The 17,986-nt window shown below is 55.4% G+C and carries 16 protein-coding genes; 8 read left to right on the top strand and 8 right to left on the bottom strand.

Going from position 1 to position 17,986, the window contains the following annotated elements; all coding sequences use genetic code 11:
* Window positions 1–111: 111 nt before the first annotated feature.
* Window positions 112–3,633 carry an ATP-binding protein gene (locus tag R2A130_RS08580; RefSeq protein WP_009464663.1) on the top strand — a complete coding sequence of 1,174 codons (3,522 nt, stop codon included), beginning with the start codon at window positions 112–114 and terminating at the stop codon, window positions 3,631–3,633.
* Between the two features lie 15 nt (window positions 3,634–3,648).
* On the opposite strand, the gene R2A130_RS08575 is transcribed toward R2A130_RS08580, so the two are convergent.
* Window positions 3,649–4,359: a response regulator transcription factor gene (locus R2A130_RS08575; protein WP_156798457.1), complete on the bottom strand. Its 711-nt coding sequence runs from the start codon at window positions 4,357–4,359 to the stop codon at window positions 3,649–3,651.
* Window positions 4,360–4,557: 198 nt separating this feature from the next.
* Here R2A130_RS08575 and R2A130_RS08570 point away from each other — a divergent pair, with 198 nt between their 5' ends.
* Together R2A130_RS08570 and R2A130_RS08565 are read left to right on the top strand one after the other, a co-directional pair.
* Window positions 4,558–6,318, top strand: coding sequence for a mechanosensitive ion channel family protein (locus R2A130_RS08570; protein ID WP_009464660.1), 1,761 nt, complete (start codon window positions 4,558–4,560; stop codon window positions 6,316–6,318).
* Between the two features lie 161 nt (window positions 6,319–6,479).
* Complete coding sequence (locus R2A130_RS08565) at window positions 6,480–6,815, top strand: hypothetical protein (protein WP_009464658.1); 336 nt, start codon at window positions 6,480–6,482, stop codon at window positions 6,813–6,815.
* A 2-nt stretch (window positions 6,816–6,817) separates the two neighbouring features.
* Here the strand turns inward: R2A130_RS08565 and R2A130_RS08560 are convergent, their stop codons facing one another.
* Window positions 6,818–8,713 (bottom strand): ABC transporter ATP-binding protein, encoded by a 1,896-nt coding sequence (locus tag R2A130_RS08560; RefSeq protein ID WP_040305508.1) that lies wholly within the window; start codon window positions 8,711–8,713, stop codon window positions 6,818–6,820.
* A gap of 126 nt (window positions 8,714–8,839) precedes the next feature.
* On the opposite strand from R2A130_RS08560, the gene R2A130_RS08555 reads away from it, so the two are divergent.
* Both R2A130_RS08555 and R2A130_RS08550 read left to right on the top strand, forming a co-directional pair.
* The gene (locus R2A130_RS08555; RefSeq protein ID WP_009464656.1) at window positions 8,840–9,631 is read left to right on the top strand and encodes a hypothetical protein; all 792 of its coding nucleotides are present in this window, start codon (window positions 8,840–8,842) and stop codon (window positions 9,629–9,631) included.
* A gap of 80 nt (window positions 9,632–9,711) precedes the next feature.
* Window positions 9,712–10,671, top strand: coding sequence for a L,D-transpeptidase (locus R2A130_RS08550; protein WP_009464655.1), 960 nt, complete (start codon window positions 9,712–9,714; stop codon window positions 10,669–10,671).
* 160 nt (window positions 10,672–10,831) lie between these two features.
* On the opposite strand, the gene R2A130_RS08545 is transcribed toward R2A130_RS08550, so the two are convergent.
* Window positions 10,832–11,707 (bottom strand): LysR family transcriptional regulator, encoded by an 876-nt coding sequence (locus R2A130_RS08545; protein ID WP_009464654.1) that lies wholly within the window; start codon window positions 11,705–11,707, stop codon window positions 10,832–10,834.
* A gap of 74 nt (window positions 11,708–11,781) precedes the next feature.
* Here R2A130_RS08545 and acdA point away from each other — a divergent pair, with 74 nt between their 5' ends.
* On the top strand, window positions 11,782–12,993 hold the full coding sequence (gene acdA, locus R2A130_RS08540) for a 3-sulfinopropanoyl-CoA desulfinase (RefSeq protein ID WP_009464653.1): 1,212 nt from the start codon (window positions 11,782–11,784) through the stop codon (window positions 12,991–12,993).
* A gap of 17 nt (window positions 12,994–13,010) precedes the next feature.
* Here acdA and R2A130_RS08535 read toward each other — a convergent pair whose 3' ends face one another.
* Both R2A130_RS08535 and R2A130_RS08530 read right to left on the bottom strand, forming a co-directional pair.
* The gene (locus tag R2A130_RS08535) at window positions 13,011–13,220 is read right to left on the bottom strand and encodes a hypothetical protein (protein ID WP_009464652.1); all 210 of its coding nucleotides are present in this window, start codon (window positions 13,218–13,220) and stop codon (window positions 13,011–13,013) included.
* Window positions 13,221–13,341: 121 nt separating this feature from the next.
* Window positions 13,342–14,262, bottom strand: coding sequence for a hydrogen peroxide-inducible genes activator (locus R2A130_RS08530; RefSeq protein WP_009464651.1), 921 nt, complete (start codon window positions 14,260–14,262; stop codon window positions 13,342–13,344).
* A gap of 446 nt (window positions 14,263–14,708) precedes the next feature.
* Here R2A130_RS08530 and R2A130_RS08525 point away from each other — a divergent pair, with 446 nt between their 5' ends.
* The gene (locus R2A130_RS08525; RefSeq protein WP_009464648.1) at window positions 14,709–14,918 is read left to right on the top strand and encodes a DUF465 domain-containing protein; all 210 of its coding nucleotides are present in this window, start codon (window positions 14,709–14,711) and stop codon (window positions 14,916–14,918) included.
* A gap of 118 nt (window positions 14,919–15,036) precedes the next feature.
* On the opposite strand, the gene R2A130_RS08520 is transcribed toward R2A130_RS08525, so the two are convergent.
* From R2A130_RS08520 to R2A130_RS08510, 3 genes are all read right to left on the bottom strand, one after another.
* Window positions 15,037–15,735, bottom strand: coding sequence for a L,D-transpeptidase (locus R2A130_RS08520; RefSeq protein WP_009464647.1), 699 nt, complete (start codon window positions 15,733–15,735; stop codon window positions 15,037–15,039).
* A 2-nt stretch (window positions 15,736–15,737) separates the two neighbouring features.
* Window positions 15,738–16,307: a L,D-transpeptidase gene (locus tag R2A130_RS08515; protein ID WP_156798456.1), complete on the bottom strand. Its 570-nt coding sequence runs from the start codon at window positions 16,305–16,307 to the stop codon at window positions 15,738–15,740.
* Between the two features lie 63 nt (window positions 16,308–16,370).
* Window positions 16,371–16,700, bottom strand: a complete 330-nt coding sequence (locus R2A130_RS08510; RefSeq protein WP_040305494.1) for a hypothetical protein — start codon at window positions 16,698–16,700, stop codon at window positions 16,371–16,373.
* A 100-nt stretch (window positions 16,701–16,800) separates the two neighbouring features.
* Here R2A130_RS08510 and R2A130_RS08505 point away from each other — a divergent pair, with 100 nt between their 5' ends.
* Window positions 16,801–17,898 carry a mandelate racemase/muconate lactonizing enzyme family protein gene (locus tag R2A130_RS08505; RefSeq protein WP_009464644.1) on the top strand — a complete coding sequence of 366 codons (1,098 nt, stop codon included), beginning with the start codon at window positions 16,801–16,803 and terminating at the stop codon, window positions 17,896–17,898.
* Window positions 17,899–17,986 lie beyond the last annotated feature (88 nt).

Here is a 17,986-nt window from a genome sequence, read left to right as displayed (position 1 = left end):
ACCTTACACATGCGCCGCGATGCCGATGATGCGCTTGTAAAACTGGACAGCAACCAGTCCGGCATGGTGTTTTCCCAATCGGCGCAGCAATGAAGTTGCGGGGAGCAGATGATGGACAGTTGGGGCATTTTATTCGCCGCGCTCGGCTATCTGCTCTTGCTTTTCGTCGTCGCCAGCATCGGCGACCGCGACCGCAGAAAATCTCGCAGCCCAGTTTTCCGCTCGGCAATCTATGCTCTGTCACTGGCGGTCTATTGCACATCGTGGACCTTCTTCGGCTCAGTCGGTTACGCAGCCACTTCGGGGCTAGACTTTATCGGCATCTATCTTGGCCCAGTGCTTATGCTGACGCTTGGCTTTCCCCTCATGCGCCACATCGTGCGCGTGGCGAAGGCTGAACGCATCACGTCGGTCGCAGATTTTCTCGCTGCACGATACGGCAAGAACACCACCGTTGGTGTGGTGGCGACAATCATCGCGGTCTTGGGCACGGTCCCATATATCGCGCTGCAGTTGAAAGCGATCTCCAGTTCGGTCGACATTCTGCTGGCGGGCACCCAGCCCAGCATTCTGGCTATTCAGGGCGCACCGGTCGACACCTCGGTGGCCATTACGGTCCTGCTCGCGGTCTTCGCCATCGCCTTCGGCACAAGACACGCAGACGCTACGGAGCACCAGGGCGGATTGATGATGGCAGTGGCCATGGAGTCAATTGTGAAACTGGTTGCGTTTCTAGCGGCAGGCCTCTTCATCACATTCGCGATTTTTGATGGCTTCGGCGACCTGGTAACGCAGGCTACAGAGAGCGCCTATGTGCAATCGCGCTCGCCCATGCGGGTTGATATCGCCACACTTTCGGTTTTCACCCTGCTCTCGTTTTGCGCCTTCGTGCTGCTGCCGCGCCAGTTCCATGTCAGTGTCGTTGAAAACCATTCTATGGCTGAGTTGCGCACGGCCCGTTGGCTGTTCCCACTCTATCTCATCGCCATCAACCTGTTCGTTGTCCCGGTTGCAATAGGCGGCCTTTTGATCTTTGGCGACAGCGTGAACGCTGATGGTTATCTGCTGGCCCTGCCCTTGCTGAACGGCTCGGTTGGTCTTTCCTTGCTGGTTTTCATCGGTGGACTTTCTGCAGCCACAGCGATGGTGATCGTCGCATGCGTCGCGCTGGCAATCATGATCTCCAACAACCTTGTCTTACCATTATTGCTGAAAAATCGCCCGCGGATGGAAAATGGTGACCCTGCAAAAGCGCGGTCTGGCATGGCCGCCAATCTGCTGCGCATTCGCCGGATCGCAATCTTCGCAACCCTAGCCCTCGCATGGATCTATTACAGAGTTGCAGATGACAGCGCGGCGCTGATTTCAATCGGCTTGCTCTCATTTGCCGCCGTCGCGCAGTTTGCGCCCGCTTTCTTCATCGGTCTCGTCTGGCGGCGTGCAACTGCGTTATCTGCACTGGCCGGAATGCTCGCAGGTTTTTCGGTCTGGAGCTACACACTCTTCGTTCCAACGCTGTTGCCGCCCGAAGCATCGCTGATGCTGAACGGACCATTCGGTATCGAAGCCTTGCGCCCACAGGCATTGTTCGGTGTGGATGCCGCACCTTTGAACCACGGCGTCTTCTTCAGTTTACTATGCAACACGGTCGCCTTGGTAATCGCGACCCTGTGGCGCGAAGCGTACCCGCTGGAACAAGTGCAGGCTGAACGTTTCGCAATTTCAGGCCAGATAGCCACGCGGCGCGAACCCAGCAACGAACACGGCATTACAATCGCTGATCTGCGCCATGCGGTTGCCAGTTATCTTGGTCCAGAAATGACGGAACACGCGATGGCGTCCTTTCATGAGAGCCGTGGAGAACGACCCGGAAATCGCGAGCAAGCAGACAGCAATCTCATAGCCCACGCGGAACAGCTCTTGGCGTCTGCAATTGGAGCAGCATCCGCACGTCTGGTTATGTCACTGCTGCTAGAACGGAACGCTGCACAAGGCGACAGCACTCGACAATTGCTCAATGACGCCTCTCAAGCCTTGCAGCAAAACCACGATCTTTTGCGCACCGCACTCGATCAGGTTCAACAAGGCCTATGCGTGTTCGACAGCGACCTGCGGTTGGCGAGTTGGAACCGTCAGTTCCTGCGTCTTCTAGATTTGCATGAAGATGAGATCGTATCCGGATTGCCGCTTGATACGATGGCCGCAATCATCAACAGCCGTTGCGGTGATACGCTATCAGACGACGAGTTGACCGAAGCGCTAAGCGAAACGAGCAGCACCGCCGTACTGAAACTTGCCCAAGACGGCCGTATTTTGGAAAGCGTCGCGAACCCGGTTCCTGCAGGCGGCCTCATCATATCGTGGAGCGACACGACCGAGCGTGTTGCAGCAGCAGAAGCGTTGCAGACCGCCAACGAAACGCTTGAAAATCGCGTTCAGCAACGCACCGAAGAACTGACGCGGTTGAACGTCGATCTCGATGCGGCGCGCGAAGCCGCTGAAGCTGCAGATATTTCAAAGACGAAATTCCTTGCAGCGGTTGGCCACGACATTCTCCAACCGCTGAACGCAGCAAGGCTCTACACATCAAGTCTGGTCGAGCGAATGGCAGATACGCCCGAACGTGAGATGGCGGGCAACGTCGATTCCGCTCTGGAATCTGTTGAAGACATTTTGGGCGCAGTTCTAGCCATTTCGCGGTTAGACGCCGGTGTGCTCGCCCCCACTTATTCTACCTTTCCGGTGAAGCGGGTGTTGGACCGTTTGGAAACAGAATTCCGCCCGATCGCGGATGCGAAAGACCTGCACTTCGATGTTCGTAAGTCTGACGAGTTCATCACTTCGGACTTCTCATTGCTCAACCGGATGCTTCAAAACCTAGTCTCCAACGCAATCAAATATACATCCGTTGGCGACGTGGAACTTCAGGTTAGACGCGATGCGGACAACATCATATTTGAGGTTCACGACACCGGTCAGGGTATCGACTTGGAAAGCCGCGAAGCCATTTTTCAGGAGTTTCGTAGGCTTGAAGGCGGCAAGCGGGCCGCTTCCGGCCTCGGCCTAGGTCTGTCCATCGTGCAGCGCCTTGCCACCACATTGGACCATAAACTCTATCTGACATCAGCGCCCGGTGAGGGCTCGGTCTTCACTGTTGCCGTGCCCCGCGCGGAACCACTCGATCTGCCGGTTGCTCAAACGCAAGGGCAGTCCAAATCGCGCAAATCCCTAACCGGATTAAGCGTCATATGCATCGATAACGAGCCCGCCCTGCTTGATGGAATGCGAACTCTGCTCAGCGGTTGGGGCTGTCAGGTCCACACATTCGAAGGATCAGGCCCCTTATTAGCGTCGTTGGATGGGATTGATCCGCAAGTTTTGTTGGCAGATTATCACCTCAACAATGAGGACGGCCTCAGCGTGATTTCTGCTGTGCGAGAAAGGTTGGGGGAAGGGTTTCCAACCGTTCTCGTCACCGCCGACCGTAGCGCAGACATCAAGCAAACCACGCGCGATTTGGACATCGCGCTGTTGAACAAGCCTTTGAAGCCTGCGGCTCTACGCGCATTGCTGGCACGCCATCATTCCAAGATGACAAAGGATGCCGCACGCGACATGCAGGCCGCCCAATAAGGCCCGAAAGTAGTGTTATTCGGTCGAAATCGCGCCAGCACCCAGTTTTGAAATCTGGATTACAGCTTGCGTGCGACTATCGACATTCAGCTTCGACAGCACAGCAGAGACATGCGCCTTTACCGTAGCTTCAGACACGGACAATTCATAAGCGATCTGCTTGTTGAGCAGCCCTTGCGATATCATCGACAAAACCCGTGATTGCTGCGGCGTCAAAGTCTGCAAGCGAGTCATCAGGTCAGCAATTTCTGGATCACCTTCAGCAGCCAGATCAAGATCGGCAGGCTTCCACACATCGCCTTCCATCACTGCAGTTATGGCTTCGCGGATTGTTTCCATCGGCGCAGATTTCGGCACGAAACCGGATGCGCCCAAATCGAGTGCCCGCGCTACAGTGACCGAGTCATCACTGGCCGACACGATGACCACAGGGATGGCCGCGTATTCGGATCGCAAAGTCATCAGGCCGGAAAAACCGCTGACACCGGGCATGGCGAGATCGAGCAGCACAAGATCGATATCGGTCTCTTCACTGAGCAGCTTCTGCAACTCGCGAAAATTTCCAGCTTCCAGAATAGCAACAGGACCAGCCGTCCCCATTCCAAGGTCTAGTCCAGAGCTAAGCGCCTGTCGCATTGCACCTCGAAATAAAGGATGGTCGTCAACAATAACGATCCGTGCGGTTGGCTCATCAATCGCGCTTATCGCGTTTGTGTCGTCGGTCATGCCCAGCTCCCCCGTAGTCTTACCGGTGAGATATGAACTGAAATCAAGCCGCTGCAAAGCGCTGGTGTCGGACGGCGTGTCGCGGTCCACATTTGGTATGGTACAGCAAACAAACCTTGCATTCGCCACGGTGGCGTGAACACTGCGTCCAATATTGGCAAATCACCGCAATTAGAGACCGTGCTCGTGACTAAAAGCATGACAGACATCGTGACGAAGCTTACGCCAGTCGCTGCGTTTTTCAGGCTGGCTCTATTGGTCATCGCATTTACAGTCATCGCACCAGCGCAAGCCCAGTTTTTACCAGCAACACCAGCAGCCGACGACGCAGCACCAGCACCGGACCCACTTGGACGAGGCACACCGCGCGGCACGGTTGAAGGTTATCTCGCATCCATCGCCCGCAACGATTTCCAACGTGCCGGTCGCTATCTGTTTGTATCGGAAGAACAAGAAAATCGGCGCGATAGCGAGGCCCGCAAACTAGCGCGGGAGCTAAAGGACCTGCTGGACCGCGACGGCAGTTTTTCTGAAACGCTGCAGATTTCAAACCGACCGGAAGGCGCAGCAGGCGACGATCTTGGACCAAATCTTGACCGTGTAGGCCTCTTGAGCTCTGGCCACCGACAGGTACCTCTCCTTCTTCAGCGAATTGAAACACCTGAAGGCGTACGTATATGGCAGGTTTCGCCAGACACGCTGTCCCGAGTGACATTTCTTCTGGCCGTGACGGATGAAAGTCTGCTGGACCAAATACTGCCCGAAAACCTGAAGGACTGGACGGTTGCGTCCGTTTCCGCCGGTCATTGGTTGGCCATCGGCCTTCTGGTGTTTGCAGCACTGGCAGTCGGTCAATTGTTGTCGCGTCTCGTGGTCGCCTTGCTTTACCGGGTCCTCTACAAGCGCTTCGAAATTATCGGTCATGGTTTTCTGAGATCCATCAGCATTCCGCTGGGCGTTGTTTTCGGCGTGTGGATTTACCGTGCGGTAGTACTATCGGTAGGCATTCAGGTGGTGGCGCGCGAAGCGATCAATTGGATCATTGTCGTGGCCACCGTAGCGTCATTTGCATGGCTTGCCGGCAGGATCATCGACGCCGTTGCCAATGCCAGCCGCTACACCATCGAACGCAGCAGCCGGACAACCTCAGTTGCTGTTGTAATGTTGGCTCGGCGCATAGTTAAGGCTGCCATCTTTGCCATAGCAGCAATCGTAATCCTTGACCTGTTCGGTGTGGACGTAACCACCGGTTTGGCTGCATTGGGCATAGGTGGTCTTGCGCTGGCTCTAGGTGCGCAAAAAACGGTCGAGAATCTCGTGGGCTCTATCACCGTTGTAGCCGACAAGCCCGTCAACGTCGGAGACTTTTGCGCCTTTGGCGCCACAATGGGCACGGTCGAAGAGATCGGCATTCGTTCCACTCGCCTGCGCACGCTGGACCGCACATTGGTGACGATCCCCAACGGCGCTTTCGCATCAACGGAAATCGAAAATTACTCCCAGCGCGACCGCTTCAAATTCGAGACGGTTTTGGGGCTGCGCTACGAAACAACCACTGACCAGATGCGCTGGTTACTCGTCGAACTGCGGGCGCTTCTCTACGCGCACCAGATGGTCAACAACCACCCTGCACGCGTGCGGTTTACAGGCCTTGGTGCGCACAGCCTTGATGTGACTATTTTTGCCTATATCGACACATCCGACGTTCACGTCTTTTTCGAAGTGCAGGAAGACTTGCTCCTCCGCATCATGGAAATCGTGAAGGAAAGCGGCTCCGACTTCGCCTTCCCGTCCCAGACGCTTTACATGGGCAAGGACAGTGGTCTCGATGAAAAGATAGCAGAGGCAAAAGCTGAAAATGTGAAAGAGCGCGAGAAGAACAACGACTTCGGAATGCCGCGTTTCGAACCCGAACAGATCGCAGAGTTGAACTCTACGATTCCCTTCAAAACGCCCTAAGGTAAGGGGACTTCTAGTTCAGCCAGAAGCCCGCCGCGATTGCCAGAATGATTACGACCGGCGTTGCGTATCCAAACAGTTTCAACAGCCACATCGTGCCGGGATCGGGTTTTTCCATGTCTCGTACTCCAAATATAAACCCCACAGCGGGAGCGCACGACGTGCCCTCAAAACCGACTGCCAGTCTCTTTCAAGACCATGACGTGCGCGCAGCACTTGAGCAACGCTGGTTAGCGCTTACACGGCAAGAGCTTCCATCCGTCGCAGCACAACGGGGCTGGCCAATACATCTCGACCACTGCTTTCAGCGCGTACTGCTGGATGCCGCCTGCAGCACGGTTTGGTACGATGTTATAACGTCGCGCCCCGCCTATCGCGCAGCGCCTGATGATTTATTGAACCGTGCGGTTGATTTGGCAGAGAATGTGCTGAACGGCGAGATGGACATCTCGGAACTCAACCGTCAAAGCCTACGCTATCGCGGAAAGGTCGGCTGATCTCAGGCCGCTTCATTCACGGCATCATCCAAAGCGGCGGCCTGCGCTATGAAGCCACCAGACTGACGTTCCCAAAGTTGAGCGTAGAGACCGCCAGCCAAAATCAGTTCCTCGTGGCGGCCCTCTTCCACAATCACGCCTTTGTCGATCACGACCAGTCGATCCATCGCCGCGATGGTCGAAAGACGGTGGGCGATCGCCAGCGTGGTCTTGCCGGTCATCAAACTATCAAGGCTCGTTTGGATGGCGGCCTCCGCTTCAGAATCCAGCGCCGATGTCGCTTCATCCAGCACAAGAATTGGCGCATTTTTCAGCAAAACACGCGCGATAGTGATGCGCTGGCGCTGGCCGCCGGAAAGCTTCACACCACGTTCGCCCACATGCGCGTCTAGTCCACGGCGCCCCTTGGCATCCACAAGCGACTCGATGAATTCGGTCGCCTGCGCAGCATCGGCAGCGGCACGAATGTCGTCGTCGGTAGCATCGGGCCGTCCGTAACGAATGTTATCGCGGATAGAGCGATGAAGCAGCGATACGTCCTGCATCACAACACCGATATTGTCGCGCAGACTGGTCTGTTGGACGTGGCGCACATCTTGTCCGTCGATATGGACTGCACCGTCGTCTACGTCGCGCAACCGCAGCAACAGTTGAACAAGTGTGGATTTACCAGCGCCCGAAAGCCCCACCAGTCCCACCCGTTCGCCCGGCGCGATGGCAAGATCAAAACCGTCCAGCACTTTCTCGCTCTTCGGGCCATAACTGAAACCGATTTCATCAAAATGAATCGCCCCCGTACCTACTTTCAGCTCCGGCGCATCTTCGCGGTCCACCACTTTAGCAGCCGCAGTAATGACCGGCATCGCATCTCGAATAGTGCCCAATGTTCGGGTGACCGACTGGCCAAGACCGATAAAGGCGTAAGACGACGTGCCCAGCGAACGAGACACGGTGGCAGCAGCAACAAACTCACCGACAGTTATCCATCCACCAGCTATTCCCCAAAGACCGGTGGAGAAAATAGCAATCACCAGAGCGATGTTGAGCAAACCGACCGCGTTGTCGGAAATGATATAGGTGCGGTTTTCATGATGCTGCGTGTCTATCGTCTGGCCAATCACCTTGCGGATGGCTCCGGCCTCGCTGTCTTCAGCAGCGAACAGTTTAACCATCGCGATATTGGAATACACATCCGTCATCGCACCCGTAGCGCGGGCGGTTGCGGCCGCAACTTTCGAGGATCGCGCCATATAAAGCGGCACGACTTTCCAAGCGAGGAGACCGTTCAAGATGATCCACACCAACACGGGCACCGCTAGTGGCCATGCCAACACGGCCAACAGAATGAACGAGCCACCGAACTGAATTGTCACACGCGGAATAGTCTGCATCGCCACCATCATCTGGCGCTGCACGGAACTGGTTACCTGCGCGATTTTTGACGCAACCTGCCCCGCAAACATGCCTTCAAAGAAAGCAACGTCCTGACGCTCCACGGCCTTATGCGCCTGCCAGCGCATCGCAGCGGGCATGAGCGTTTGCACAGTTTGTGAAAGGAACGTCTGACGGATGAACGAGATCGCAGGGTCAACCAACGCGAACACCACGAGTAGCGCAATTAACGCACCCGAGTTGTCGGCAACGAAATCAGCACCGCCGTTTTGCGTCACACCGTCGACGATAAAGGCCAGTGCCCACACCAGGAGAAGCGAAATCAAGGCGGATATGATCGACAGGATTCCAACCAGCACCAGTTCCGTTTTGAACATGGACGCAAAATGCCAGACCAGCGCCAACGCGCCTTTTGCGCCCTCGCCTTCCGGCATGGGTCGGACTGGCAGATCAAGCGGTGCAATGCGGCGTTCAAAGGGATGGAAGATGCGGTCGGCGAAACTCATCATCAGGATATAGGTCGGTTTGCCCGCATTTTCATCAGCAACAATGCAATGCTGGGTGAATAGACTTGAACCGTTGGCACCCGTGGCGTTTCATAGGCCGCAAAAGAAAAGCGACGGACAAACGAAATGAATTTCGATCAGATCATCAACATTGCAACGCATCCGCTGGATGATCAGGCGTTTCAAAACGCTTGCCGTAAGGTTCTGGATGATAACGGGGTTCTCGTGCTGCCCGGATTTCTAACGGCACATGCGCTGAGCGAACTTCAACAAGAGGCGCGTGACGGGCAGGACAAGGCTTATTTCTGCGCCCAAAATCATAATGTTTACCTCACCGATGCAGACCCCGCCTTCGATGCCAACCACCCGCGCAACCGCGAAGTTGTCTCGTCAAAGGGCTGTATTTGCGACGATGATGTTGCAGCAGACTCTCCTCTGCGCGGCCTTTACGACGCCCAGCGTTTCCGCGATTTCGTGATGGCTGTGACCGGCGAGCAGGAACTGCACCCGTACGCTGACCCGCTTTCCTCCATCAACATTCACTACGCCAATCGCGGACAGGAACTCGGATGGCATTTCGACAATTCCTCGTTCGCCATCACGCTGTTAATCGAAAAGCCAGATGGCGGAAGTCGCTTTGAATATATGAAAGACACCCGAGACGCCTCGCGCCAGAAAGAGGGTGACGCTGAAACCCACGCCCGCTTGGCAGATTTGCTAGATGGTCGAGCCGCACCGGACGTTTTGGAAATGGAACCCGGTACGCTGGTATTGTTCCGTGGCCGCAACGCGATCCACCGCGTATCGCCAAACGAAAGCGACAAGACCCGCATGCTGGCCGTTCTGGCCTATAATGCAGAGGCCGGTGTCAGTCTTTCTGAAAGCGCCCGCATGACGTTCTACGGCAGGCTATCGTGACCGACCGCTGAACCTTTCAGGCTCCACCCGCGTTCAGTTGGTATCTAAAATCGACTACAGCAAACCGGGCAGACTCTTTCATGAAAATCTCTTTTGCAGCCGCAGCCATGCTGGCAGCCACGACCTTCATCGCGCCAACTTTCGGACAAAGCGTCGAGAATATCAACGAGTCCAAACCGCTGGAAAGCAAAGATAAAGCAGCGATGATCCGTCTGCAAACCCTGCTCGACCGTGCAGGCTCTTCGCCAGGTGTGATCGATGGATTGATGGGTAAATCCACCTCCGCCGCCATCGCAGCCTATGAGGCAATGCAGGGCATGAATGTCGATGGTGAAATGGACGACGAGGTCTGGCAGGCAATGTCAAAAGACGCCGATGCAACCGCACAGACATACACCATTACCGAAGACGACGCGGCCATGGAGCCGACCCCGCCAACGCCTGAAAAATACACTGAAATGGCGAAGATGGATAAGCTCGGCTACCACACTCATTCGGAAATGCTTGCCGAGAAATTTCACATGGATGAGGACTTGTTGAAGGAATTGAACCCCGACGCAGATTTCACCAAGGCGGGAACCGAAATCATTGTCACGGTGCCGGGTAAGGTACTCGATGTGACAATTGCCAAGATCGAAGTCTTGAAATCAAGTGGTGAATTGCGGGCTCTCAATGCTGAGGGAAAGCTGGTGTTTGCAGCGCCTGCATCGGTGGGCTCCGACGAGACCCCATCGCCCAGTGGTTCGATGAAGGTCCGTGCGGTGGCGGCCAATCCGACCTACAGCTACGATCCCAAAAACTTTGGTGACGACGCTGGCACGGACGAGAAACTGACCATACCCGCAGGCGCAAATGGTCCTGTCGGCACCATGTGGATCGATCTGGATAAACCGACCTACGGCATCCACGGCACCCCCTATCCTGCCGATATCAACCGCACAGCAAGCCATGGTTGCGTACGTCTAACCAATTGGGACGCTACACGATTGGCCAAAATGCTGACAGCAGGTGAAACCACCGTCACCTTTATAGACGGTTAGCATTTGAAGGGCGGTCTTACTTAGGCCGCCCTATCGTTTAGTGGCGTGATGTAGCGTAGCGCCTTTACATCATATCGTTGACAGCTTTCATCACATATTTGCGCTTATGATTTTAGAGAAACCAGATAACTCAAAAGGTCTGTATCGCAAGGCAAAACGGCTAAACGCTATCGCCAATACAGCGTTTCAGCAGATCGTTTAGCTTCGAGCGCCATCGGTCGTTCAAGACATCAGGCCTACTTGCAAATGCCAAAGTGCGCTCAACCGGTTGATCGAGTTCCAAAACGACAATTCCTGTTCCAAGATAGCGGTCAATATCCGGCATCGGCAGCAGCGCGAAACCGATGCCTGAACGCACAGCCTCCATAGTCGCTTCGATACTATCCAGCACGATCACATGTTTTGGCAGGCGATCCCATTCGGATACGATGGATGCAATCAAACGCCCGACGCCTGTCTCTGGCGTGAATTGTAGAAAGGTACATGCGACGGTCAGTTCAGCGATAGAACAGTCTTTAAGATCAACCGGAACGGCCGCCGCCATCTCTTCCAACGCCAATGTATCAAACTGCAATTGTCGCGTTGAACCCAACATATGAGACACCACAGCGCCGTCCAACTGACCAGCTTCCACCAATTCGCAAAGGTTTTCGGTCAGGCCAGATCGTGGTTCAAACCGTGCCTTTGGCGCGTGCTCGGCAGCAAGAGCGAGAAGACGCGGCAGCACACGGACATATGCAGACGAAATAAAGCCAATGCGGAAATGACCCACTAATTCGTCATCGCTTTGGCACAAATCGAGCAGCACACGTTGCTGCGCTAAAACTGCCTCGGCCTGCTTTGCGACCGCCTGCCCCAACGGTGTCAATTTGGGCGGACGAACGGAGCGGTCAAACAAATCAACGCCTAGCTCGGTTTCCAATCCCTTCATCTGCATGGACAGGGCCGAGAGCGTCATGTTCGATGCCTTCGCCGCAGTGGTAAAGGAACCGGTGCGGGCCACATGAGCCAGGGTTTGAAAAACACGCGTTTGCATAAATTCAATTTATCTGAACTTTGAGTAAAATCAAAATCTATTGCTCTGAAACTGCAATCACGCGACCGTGAACTATGGAACATTTTACCAGCACAGACGCCTACCGAACCATAGCCAAAGAGTTAGCGGACAAGTTTGCACCGCTTGCCGCTAGATGGGATCGCGAGCGGACGTATTGTTGGTCAAACGTGAAGGCCCTGACCGATGCGGGCTTGATGGGAATGACCATTCCCAAGCGCTTCGGCGGGCGCGGCGCAAGTTTTTACGACACAGTTGTTGTCATCGAAGAAATCGCCAAAGCCTGTACGCTCACCGCCCGTATTGTAGTGGAAGCCAACATGGGCGGCATCAGCGCCATCATGGCCTATGGTACGGACGAACAGCGTGAATTTACAGCGCAACATGTGTTAGCCGGAGACAAGCCGGCCATCTGCATCACCGAACCGGATGCCGGTAGCGCTGCCACGGAAATGACAACCACCGCAAAGCGCGTTCCGAGTGGCTACGTTTTGAACGGGCGCAAGCACTGGATCACTGGTGGAGGCGTATCGAAACTTCACGTCATATTCGCCCGAGTGCTGGGCGACGAAAGTGGGGAAGAGGGTATCGGTGCTTTCATCGTGCTGCGCGATCCAGACAATGGCATCGAACCTGATGGATTCATCATCGCCGGTCGCGAAAACACAATGGGTCTTTGCGGAATGCCAGAAGCCGAACTCGTTTTCGATAATCTGTTCATTGAGGAACGCTACGCACTGCGCCCGCCATCCGGCCTCAAACGAGGTTTCGCTGATCTCATGAACGCCTATAACTCCCAGCGCGTCGGCGCTGGTACGATAGCCATGGGTGTTGCGGCAGGCGCTACGGAACGAGCGACCAAATATATGAAGGAACGCCAGCAATTCGGCAGGCCCATCGCAGAATTCCAAGGACTACAATGGATGCTTGCTGATATGGATGCAGGCGTTCACGCCTCGCGCTTGATGCTGCAAGAGGCCGCCCGTTCACGTGGCCCCAACGGTTCCACTTTCCCCGACATGATGATGGCGGCGCGTGCAAAAGCCTTTGCCTCGCAAACGGCGATCCGAGTTGTAGATGATGCGCTGCAAATGTTCGGTGCGCGCGGTTACAGCGACCGCGAACCCCTGGAGCGTATGTATCGCGACGTGCGTATGTTCACCATCGGCGGCGGCACGGCGCAGATACTCAAAACACAGGTTGCCAGCCACTTGCTGGACATGAAGACGCCCCAGACCCGGAATGGGTATTCAGGGGCGTCTTCGTAAATTTCGACGAATGCAAGCTACGCCTGAAGGTGGCCATCCTTCAGAAATCGCTCAAGCACGAAGGGCACCCTGCCCTCTTTCCAAAGCAGTCCGGTTGGAGCTGTTTCAGTTTCAAAAGCCACTTCCGGTATAGTCGCAGCATTCCTGTCGGCATCTGCCGCGAATGCCGTACCGATGGTAGCGGCGAACAACCCGCCAGCGATTAGAGAAGTCTTTAGAAACGTCATGACGGATCCTCCCGTTCGAGGCTGAGACATCAACCTTTGTAGCTAAGAGATGGTGTGCGTCAGGAGCTGAAGCCAATAGATTTCCAAATACTTGGCGATAGAAGAGGCCAGAATCTCAGTCTCAGTCGGCAATCACCGAAACTTCAGGCAGGCGCTCAGCGGCAATCTTGCGAATAAGCGCGGAAATATCCGTGAACAGTTGAGTATGCACAGAGCGGTTGCGCCATGCGATGCCCACTTGACGATAGACATTGGCATTGAGATCCAGCACCGCCACCTCGCCCCGCGCACCGATTTCCGAACGCACATAAAGCGACGGCAGGAAGGCGATACCAACCCCCATACCCACCATAAGACGCAGGGTATCAAGGCTCGTGCCTTCGTAATCGCGCAACAGGCGTGCACCGAAGTCATCGCAAATATGGCTCACCTGCTCGTGCAGATGATGACCCGGCTCAATCGCCAGAACAGCCTCGTTCTGCAGGTCCGAGCGCCCGATATTTTTTCGACCGGCCAAGGGGTGATCGGGTGCTGCCACAACCTGTAGCGGTTCACGGAAAAGCCGCTCAACAGTAAGGTCGGCCTGAACGACCGGCAGTGGCGAGACGATGAGGTCGTACTCGCCACTCAACAAGCGCGACTGCAATTCAGCCGGTTTGTTCTCGCGAACATACAGCTTAAGCTGCGGATAGGCGGCATGAAGATCCGGCACGATGTGTGGCAACAAGTACGGACCCAGCGTCGGGGGCACACCGATCCGAATTGTACCGGTAAAACCGTGCTGAGACGACGCTGTTAACGTCTTGATCTCTTCAACCTCACTAAGGATCAACCGTGCACGCGCAGCTACCTCACGACCCAAAGGCGTAAGCATGACTTGCGTGCCACCGCGTTCGATGAGGCCAGCGCCAAGCCGCTTTTCAAGCTGCTGCAATTGCGCGCTCAAGGTGGGTTGCGTGACATGGACTTTTTCGGCTGCGCGTCGAAAATGCAGCTCTTCTTCAAGAGCCACGAGATAGCTAAACTGACGAAGGGTAGGCATGGCGGTCTTGGCTATCTCACTGTCTTGGTCTGCATCATTGTGCTGCCCGCATCACCACAAGGCAAACGGGCGAAGTCCGAGCTGCGCCGGGTTTCGGCGCAGCGCTTCGGTTTAGCTTAGGTCTCTTGGCTGAAGCGCCATGTCCCGTATGCCAAGGTTGCGATCAACGGGGCAACAGCGAGAACGACTGCGAATTCGGCGAGGGTCATGAAATAGCTCTTAGCGTGTTTTCTTACACTATCGAAATGGCCATTATTCATCGCCAAAACCAATCGAAAAGACATGAGCGTGTGATTGCCTGTATCTATCGATAGCAAAGATTTTATCAGATTGCATTTATCAATCGTTCGCACGGCATAGTTCTATTGGCCGTCGACATAATCAACATCCAAGTTAGCGGCACAGGCAACGATGGTCGCTGCCTGAGATTTTTGGAGAAAACGCCGATGACAGACGGTCGCAAACATTCCCACGCCGTAGAACGCCTGCGCGAGACCCGCCGCAAGCTACGCAACGCCATCACCCACGAACAAGGTACGCTTCGCCCCGACAGCCTACGCTTGCAGGCGATGAAGCGCGCGAGATTGCGGATGAAGGATCGTCTGCGAGATTTAACTGCGCGTGGAACATTTCGCCCGGGTGGTTTGGCCGCCTAGTTATCGACTGAAGACAACAGAATACACCAAGGCCGCTTCTTCCCCCTCTCGAGCAGCCTTCGGTTTACTAGAGCCGCAAGTCCCCCCGACTTGCGGCTCTCTTTTTGTCCAGAAGCCGTCAGATCACGAGAATGCGCGAGCCGGATGGAACACGCTCGTAGAGGTCGATAATATCCTGATTGAGCAAACGCACGCAGCCGCTTGATACGGCTTTGCCGATGCTGAAAGCTTCCGGCGAGCCGTGGACGCGGTAAAGCGTGTCCTTGCCGTCTTGGAAAATATACAGCGCGCGAGCGCCTAGCGGGTTTTCCAATCCTGGCGGCATCCCGCCATTGGCAGCACTCCATTTTTCCAGATCAGGCTCGCGGGCAATCATTTCCGCAGGCGGTGTCCATTTGGGCCAACGCTGTTTCCACTGGATCACACCGTTACCGCTCCAATCGAAACCAGCGCGGCCAAGACCAACGCCATAACGCATGGCTCTACCATTAGCTTGTGGCCAATAGAGATAGAAATTCTTGGTATCAACCACCAGCGTACCCGGCCCCTGACCGGTGGGGTTGTCGACCTCGCGACGGAAGAATTGGGGTTTCACCTGCCGCAGGTTGATCGCAGGCAGAGGAAATTGTTCGTCGGGCACTGGGCCGTAAAGGCGTTCGTAAAAAGCCCAAGCCTCGTTCTGCGCTTTGCGCTTTTGAATGCGGGCCTGAACCTGAGGGTCGCGTTGCACGCAGCCCGCAAGCGGGAGCGCAATCGCTCCCGCTCCAGCCAGCAAAAGCTTACGCCTGTTCAAACCAGTTGTTTTTTTAGAATTCATGCTCACAGAACCACGACCTTAGCGCCCATAGGCACGCGCTCGTAGAGATCCTTCACATGCTCGTTGAGCATCCGAATACATCCATTAGACACTGAGCGACCGATTGAACGCGGCTGCGTTGTGCCATGGATGCGGAACATCGTGTCGCGCTTACCTTTATATAGGTACAATGCGCGAGCGCCCAGCGGGTTGCCCGGACCACCGGGAACACCACCGGCATATTTTTTGTATTTACCGGGCTCGCGACGGATCATGTTTTGTGTCGGCGTCCAGCTTGGCCACTTCGCTTTGCGGCGAATGCGGGCACTGCCCTTGAACGCGAGGCCTGCCTTACCGACGCCAACACCGTAGCGGATCGCCGAGAAACGACGGTCCACCAAATATAGATAGTGGTTGCTCGGATCAACAACGATGGTGCCGCGGGCATAGCCACGGAAACGCACGCGTTTCGGTTCGAAACGGCGGGCGAGTTTGAACGGTTTGGTGTGATGGGCAAGCGCAGGGCTTGCTGCAACGGCGGTACCGGCAAGCGCTGTTGCGAGACCGGACAATAGGGATCGTCTTGTCAACATGACGAAATACTCCTGAAAATTCATACATTTGCCGCCAGAGACCCAGCGACATACTTTTGAAATCTAGGAGATGTGTCTTGGTGGCCGCTTCAAAAGTTTGAGAGCAATCCCCGTCAACCGGTCGATATCAACCGACATTGGCTGGCTCTTCGCCCAGCGATCTTTGACCATCGGCGGTGAGGCAAGAACAGCGACGACCTGATGACATTTGTCACCCAGCACATCGTGATCACCTGGACCGTCACCAGTGGAGACCGCGCTTTGATCGGCAACATGCATCGAGACGACGATTTGTTTCGCAGAGCCATCCATCTGGGCAGCCATAAGCTTCTTCGCGCCGGAAGACGCGAAGACCATGGCGGTCAGAGCAAGGAGGAGCACAATGCGAAACATGATGCAGACATAACGCCTTTCCCCTCGACAAGTCTCAACGACCACTACAACACTTTGTGAGCGGAGCCGCTAAGCCGACAAAACGTTGCAGGAAAGCACCATGACCAAGATCACAAATATCGCTGTGCGGCTGTTCCATATCCCGCTGGACGAGGTGCTGACAGACGCCAAACACGGCGACCACACGCATTTCGAACTCATCACGACGACGATCACACTTAAAGATGGCAGCGAAGGCACGGGTTACACATATACAGGCGGCAAGGGCGGGCATGCCATAGCGGCGATGATCGAGTACGATCTCGCTCCGTTTCTGATAGGCCAAGATGCTGATGACGTGGAAACGCTCTACGAAGCGATGCAGTGGCATGTCCACTATGTTGCGCGTGGCGGCATCGCGTCCTTTGCCATCTCTGCAGTGGACATCGCGCTGTGGGATCTGCGAGGCAAACGGATAGGGCAGTCCTTGCGGCAAATGGCAGGCGGTGCGGATACGTCGTGCAAGGCCTATTGCGGTGGTATCGACCTCAACTTCCCACTTCCCAAGCTTCTCGCAAGCATCCAATCCTATCTCGACCGTGGCTTCGAGGCGGTAAAAATAAAGGTCGGCCAGCCGCAGCTGGCAACGGACATTGAACGGGTTGCCGCGGTGCGCGAGTTACTCGGACCGAACCGAAAATTCATGGTAGATGCAAATTATGCGCTAACCGTTGAGCAAGCCATTGAAGCGGCAAACGCCTTCAAGCCCTATAACTTGCTGTGGTTCGAAGAGCCGATAATCCCTGACGACTATCACGGCTTTGCCACCATAACCGAAGTCACAGGCATGCCGCTCGCAATGGGCGAAAACCTGCACACGATCCACGAGTTCGAAATGGCACTGGAACAGTCTAAGCTTGCCTTCATACAGCCCGACGGTTCCAACTGCGGCGGCATCACAGGCTTTCTGCAAGTGGCCGAGCGCGCCAAAGGTGCAGGCATTCCCGTGTGCAGCCACGGTATGCAAGAACTCCATGTCAGCCTGCTGTCCGGCATCGTGGATTCAGGCTGGCTAGAGGTCCACTCGTTCCCTATCGACCGTTACACAACACGCCCGCTCCTCGTTGAAAACGCCCGTGCCTTAGCACCGGATGTGCCAGGAACAGGCGTCACATTCGATTGGTCAGCGCTGGAAGCGGCAGACCAACTGTCGAACTAGCGATGATCTTCGTGATGGAAAGCGCTTGGCACACTAAGTGCCAAGCGAGGCGGCAAAAAGCCGTTTGGTGTTAGCTGCACAGTCCTAT

The organism is Ahrensia sp. R2A130, from assembly GCF_000179775.1.
Taxonomy (GTDB): Bacteria; Pseudomonadota; Alphaproteobacteria; order Rhizobiales; family Rhizobiaceae; genus Pseudahrensia.
Note: the sequence above shows the minus strand (reverse complement) of the source record. Positions and strands in the feature narration are given on the sequence as shown.

Excerpts from the sequence above, each read along its gene's own strand:
- R2A130_RS08515 (WP_156798456.1), bottom strand. The coding sequence starts at position 16,307 with ATGTTGACAAGACGATCCCTATTGTCCGGTCTCGCAACAGCGCTTGCC.
- R2A130_RS08575 (WP_156798457.1), bottom strand. The coding sequence starts at position 4,359 with ATGACCGACGACACAAACGCGATAAGCGCGATTGATGAGCCAACCGCA.
- R2A130_RS08535 (WP_009464652.1), bottom strand. The coding sequence starts at position 13,220 with ATGACGTTTCTAAAGACTTCTCTAATCGCTGGCGGGTTGTTCGCCGCT.
- R2A130_RS08570 (WP_009464660.1), top strand. The coding sequence starts at position 4,558 with ATGACAGACATCGTGACGAAGCTTACGCCAGTCGCTGCGTTTTTCAGG.
- R2A130_RS08560 (WP_040305508.1), bottom strand. The coding sequence starts at position 8,713 with ATGAGTTTCGCCGACCGCATCTTCCATCCCTTTGAACGCCGCATTGCA.
- R2A130_RS08505 (WP_009464644.1), top strand. The coding sequence starts at position 16,801 with ATGACCAAGATCACAAATATCGCTGTGCGGCTGTTCCATATCCCGCTG.
- R2A130_RS08555 (WP_009464656.1), top strand. The coding sequence starts at position 8,840 with ATGAATTTCGATCAGATCATCAACATTGCAACGCATCCGCTGGATGAT.
- R2A130_RS08580 (WP_009464663.1), top strand. The coding sequence starts at position 112 with ATGGACAGTTGGGGCATTTTATTCGCCGCGCTCGGCTATCTGCTCTTG.
- R2A130_RS08525 (WP_009464648.1), top strand. The coding sequence starts at position 14,709 with ATGACAGACGGTCGCAAACATTCCCACGCCGTAGAACGCCTGCGCGAG.
- R2A130_RS08530 (WP_009464651.1), bottom strand. The coding sequence starts at position 14,262 with ATGCCTACCCTTCGTCAGTTTAGCTATCTCGTGGCTCTTGAAGAAGAG.
- R2A130_RS08510 (WP_040305494.1), bottom strand. The coding sequence starts at position 16,700 with ATGTTTCGCATTGTGCTCCTCCTTGCTCTGACCGCCATGGTCTTCGCG.
- R2A130_RS08550 (WP_009464655.1), top strand. The coding sequence starts at position 9,712 with ATGAAAATCTCTTTTGCAGCCGCAGCCATGCTGGCAGCCACGACCTTC.
- R2A130_RS08520 (WP_009464647.1), bottom strand. The coding sequence starts at position 15,735 with ATGAATTCTAAAAAAACAACTGGTTTGAACAGGCGTAAGCTTTTGCTG.
- acdA (WP_009464653.1), top strand. The coding sequence starts at position 11,782 with ATGGAACATTTTACCAGCACAGACGCCTACCGAACCATAGCCAAAGAG.
- R2A130_RS08545 (WP_009464654.1), bottom strand. The coding sequence starts at position 11,707 with ATGCAAACGCGTGTTTTTCAAACCCTGGCTCATGTGGCCCGCACCGGT.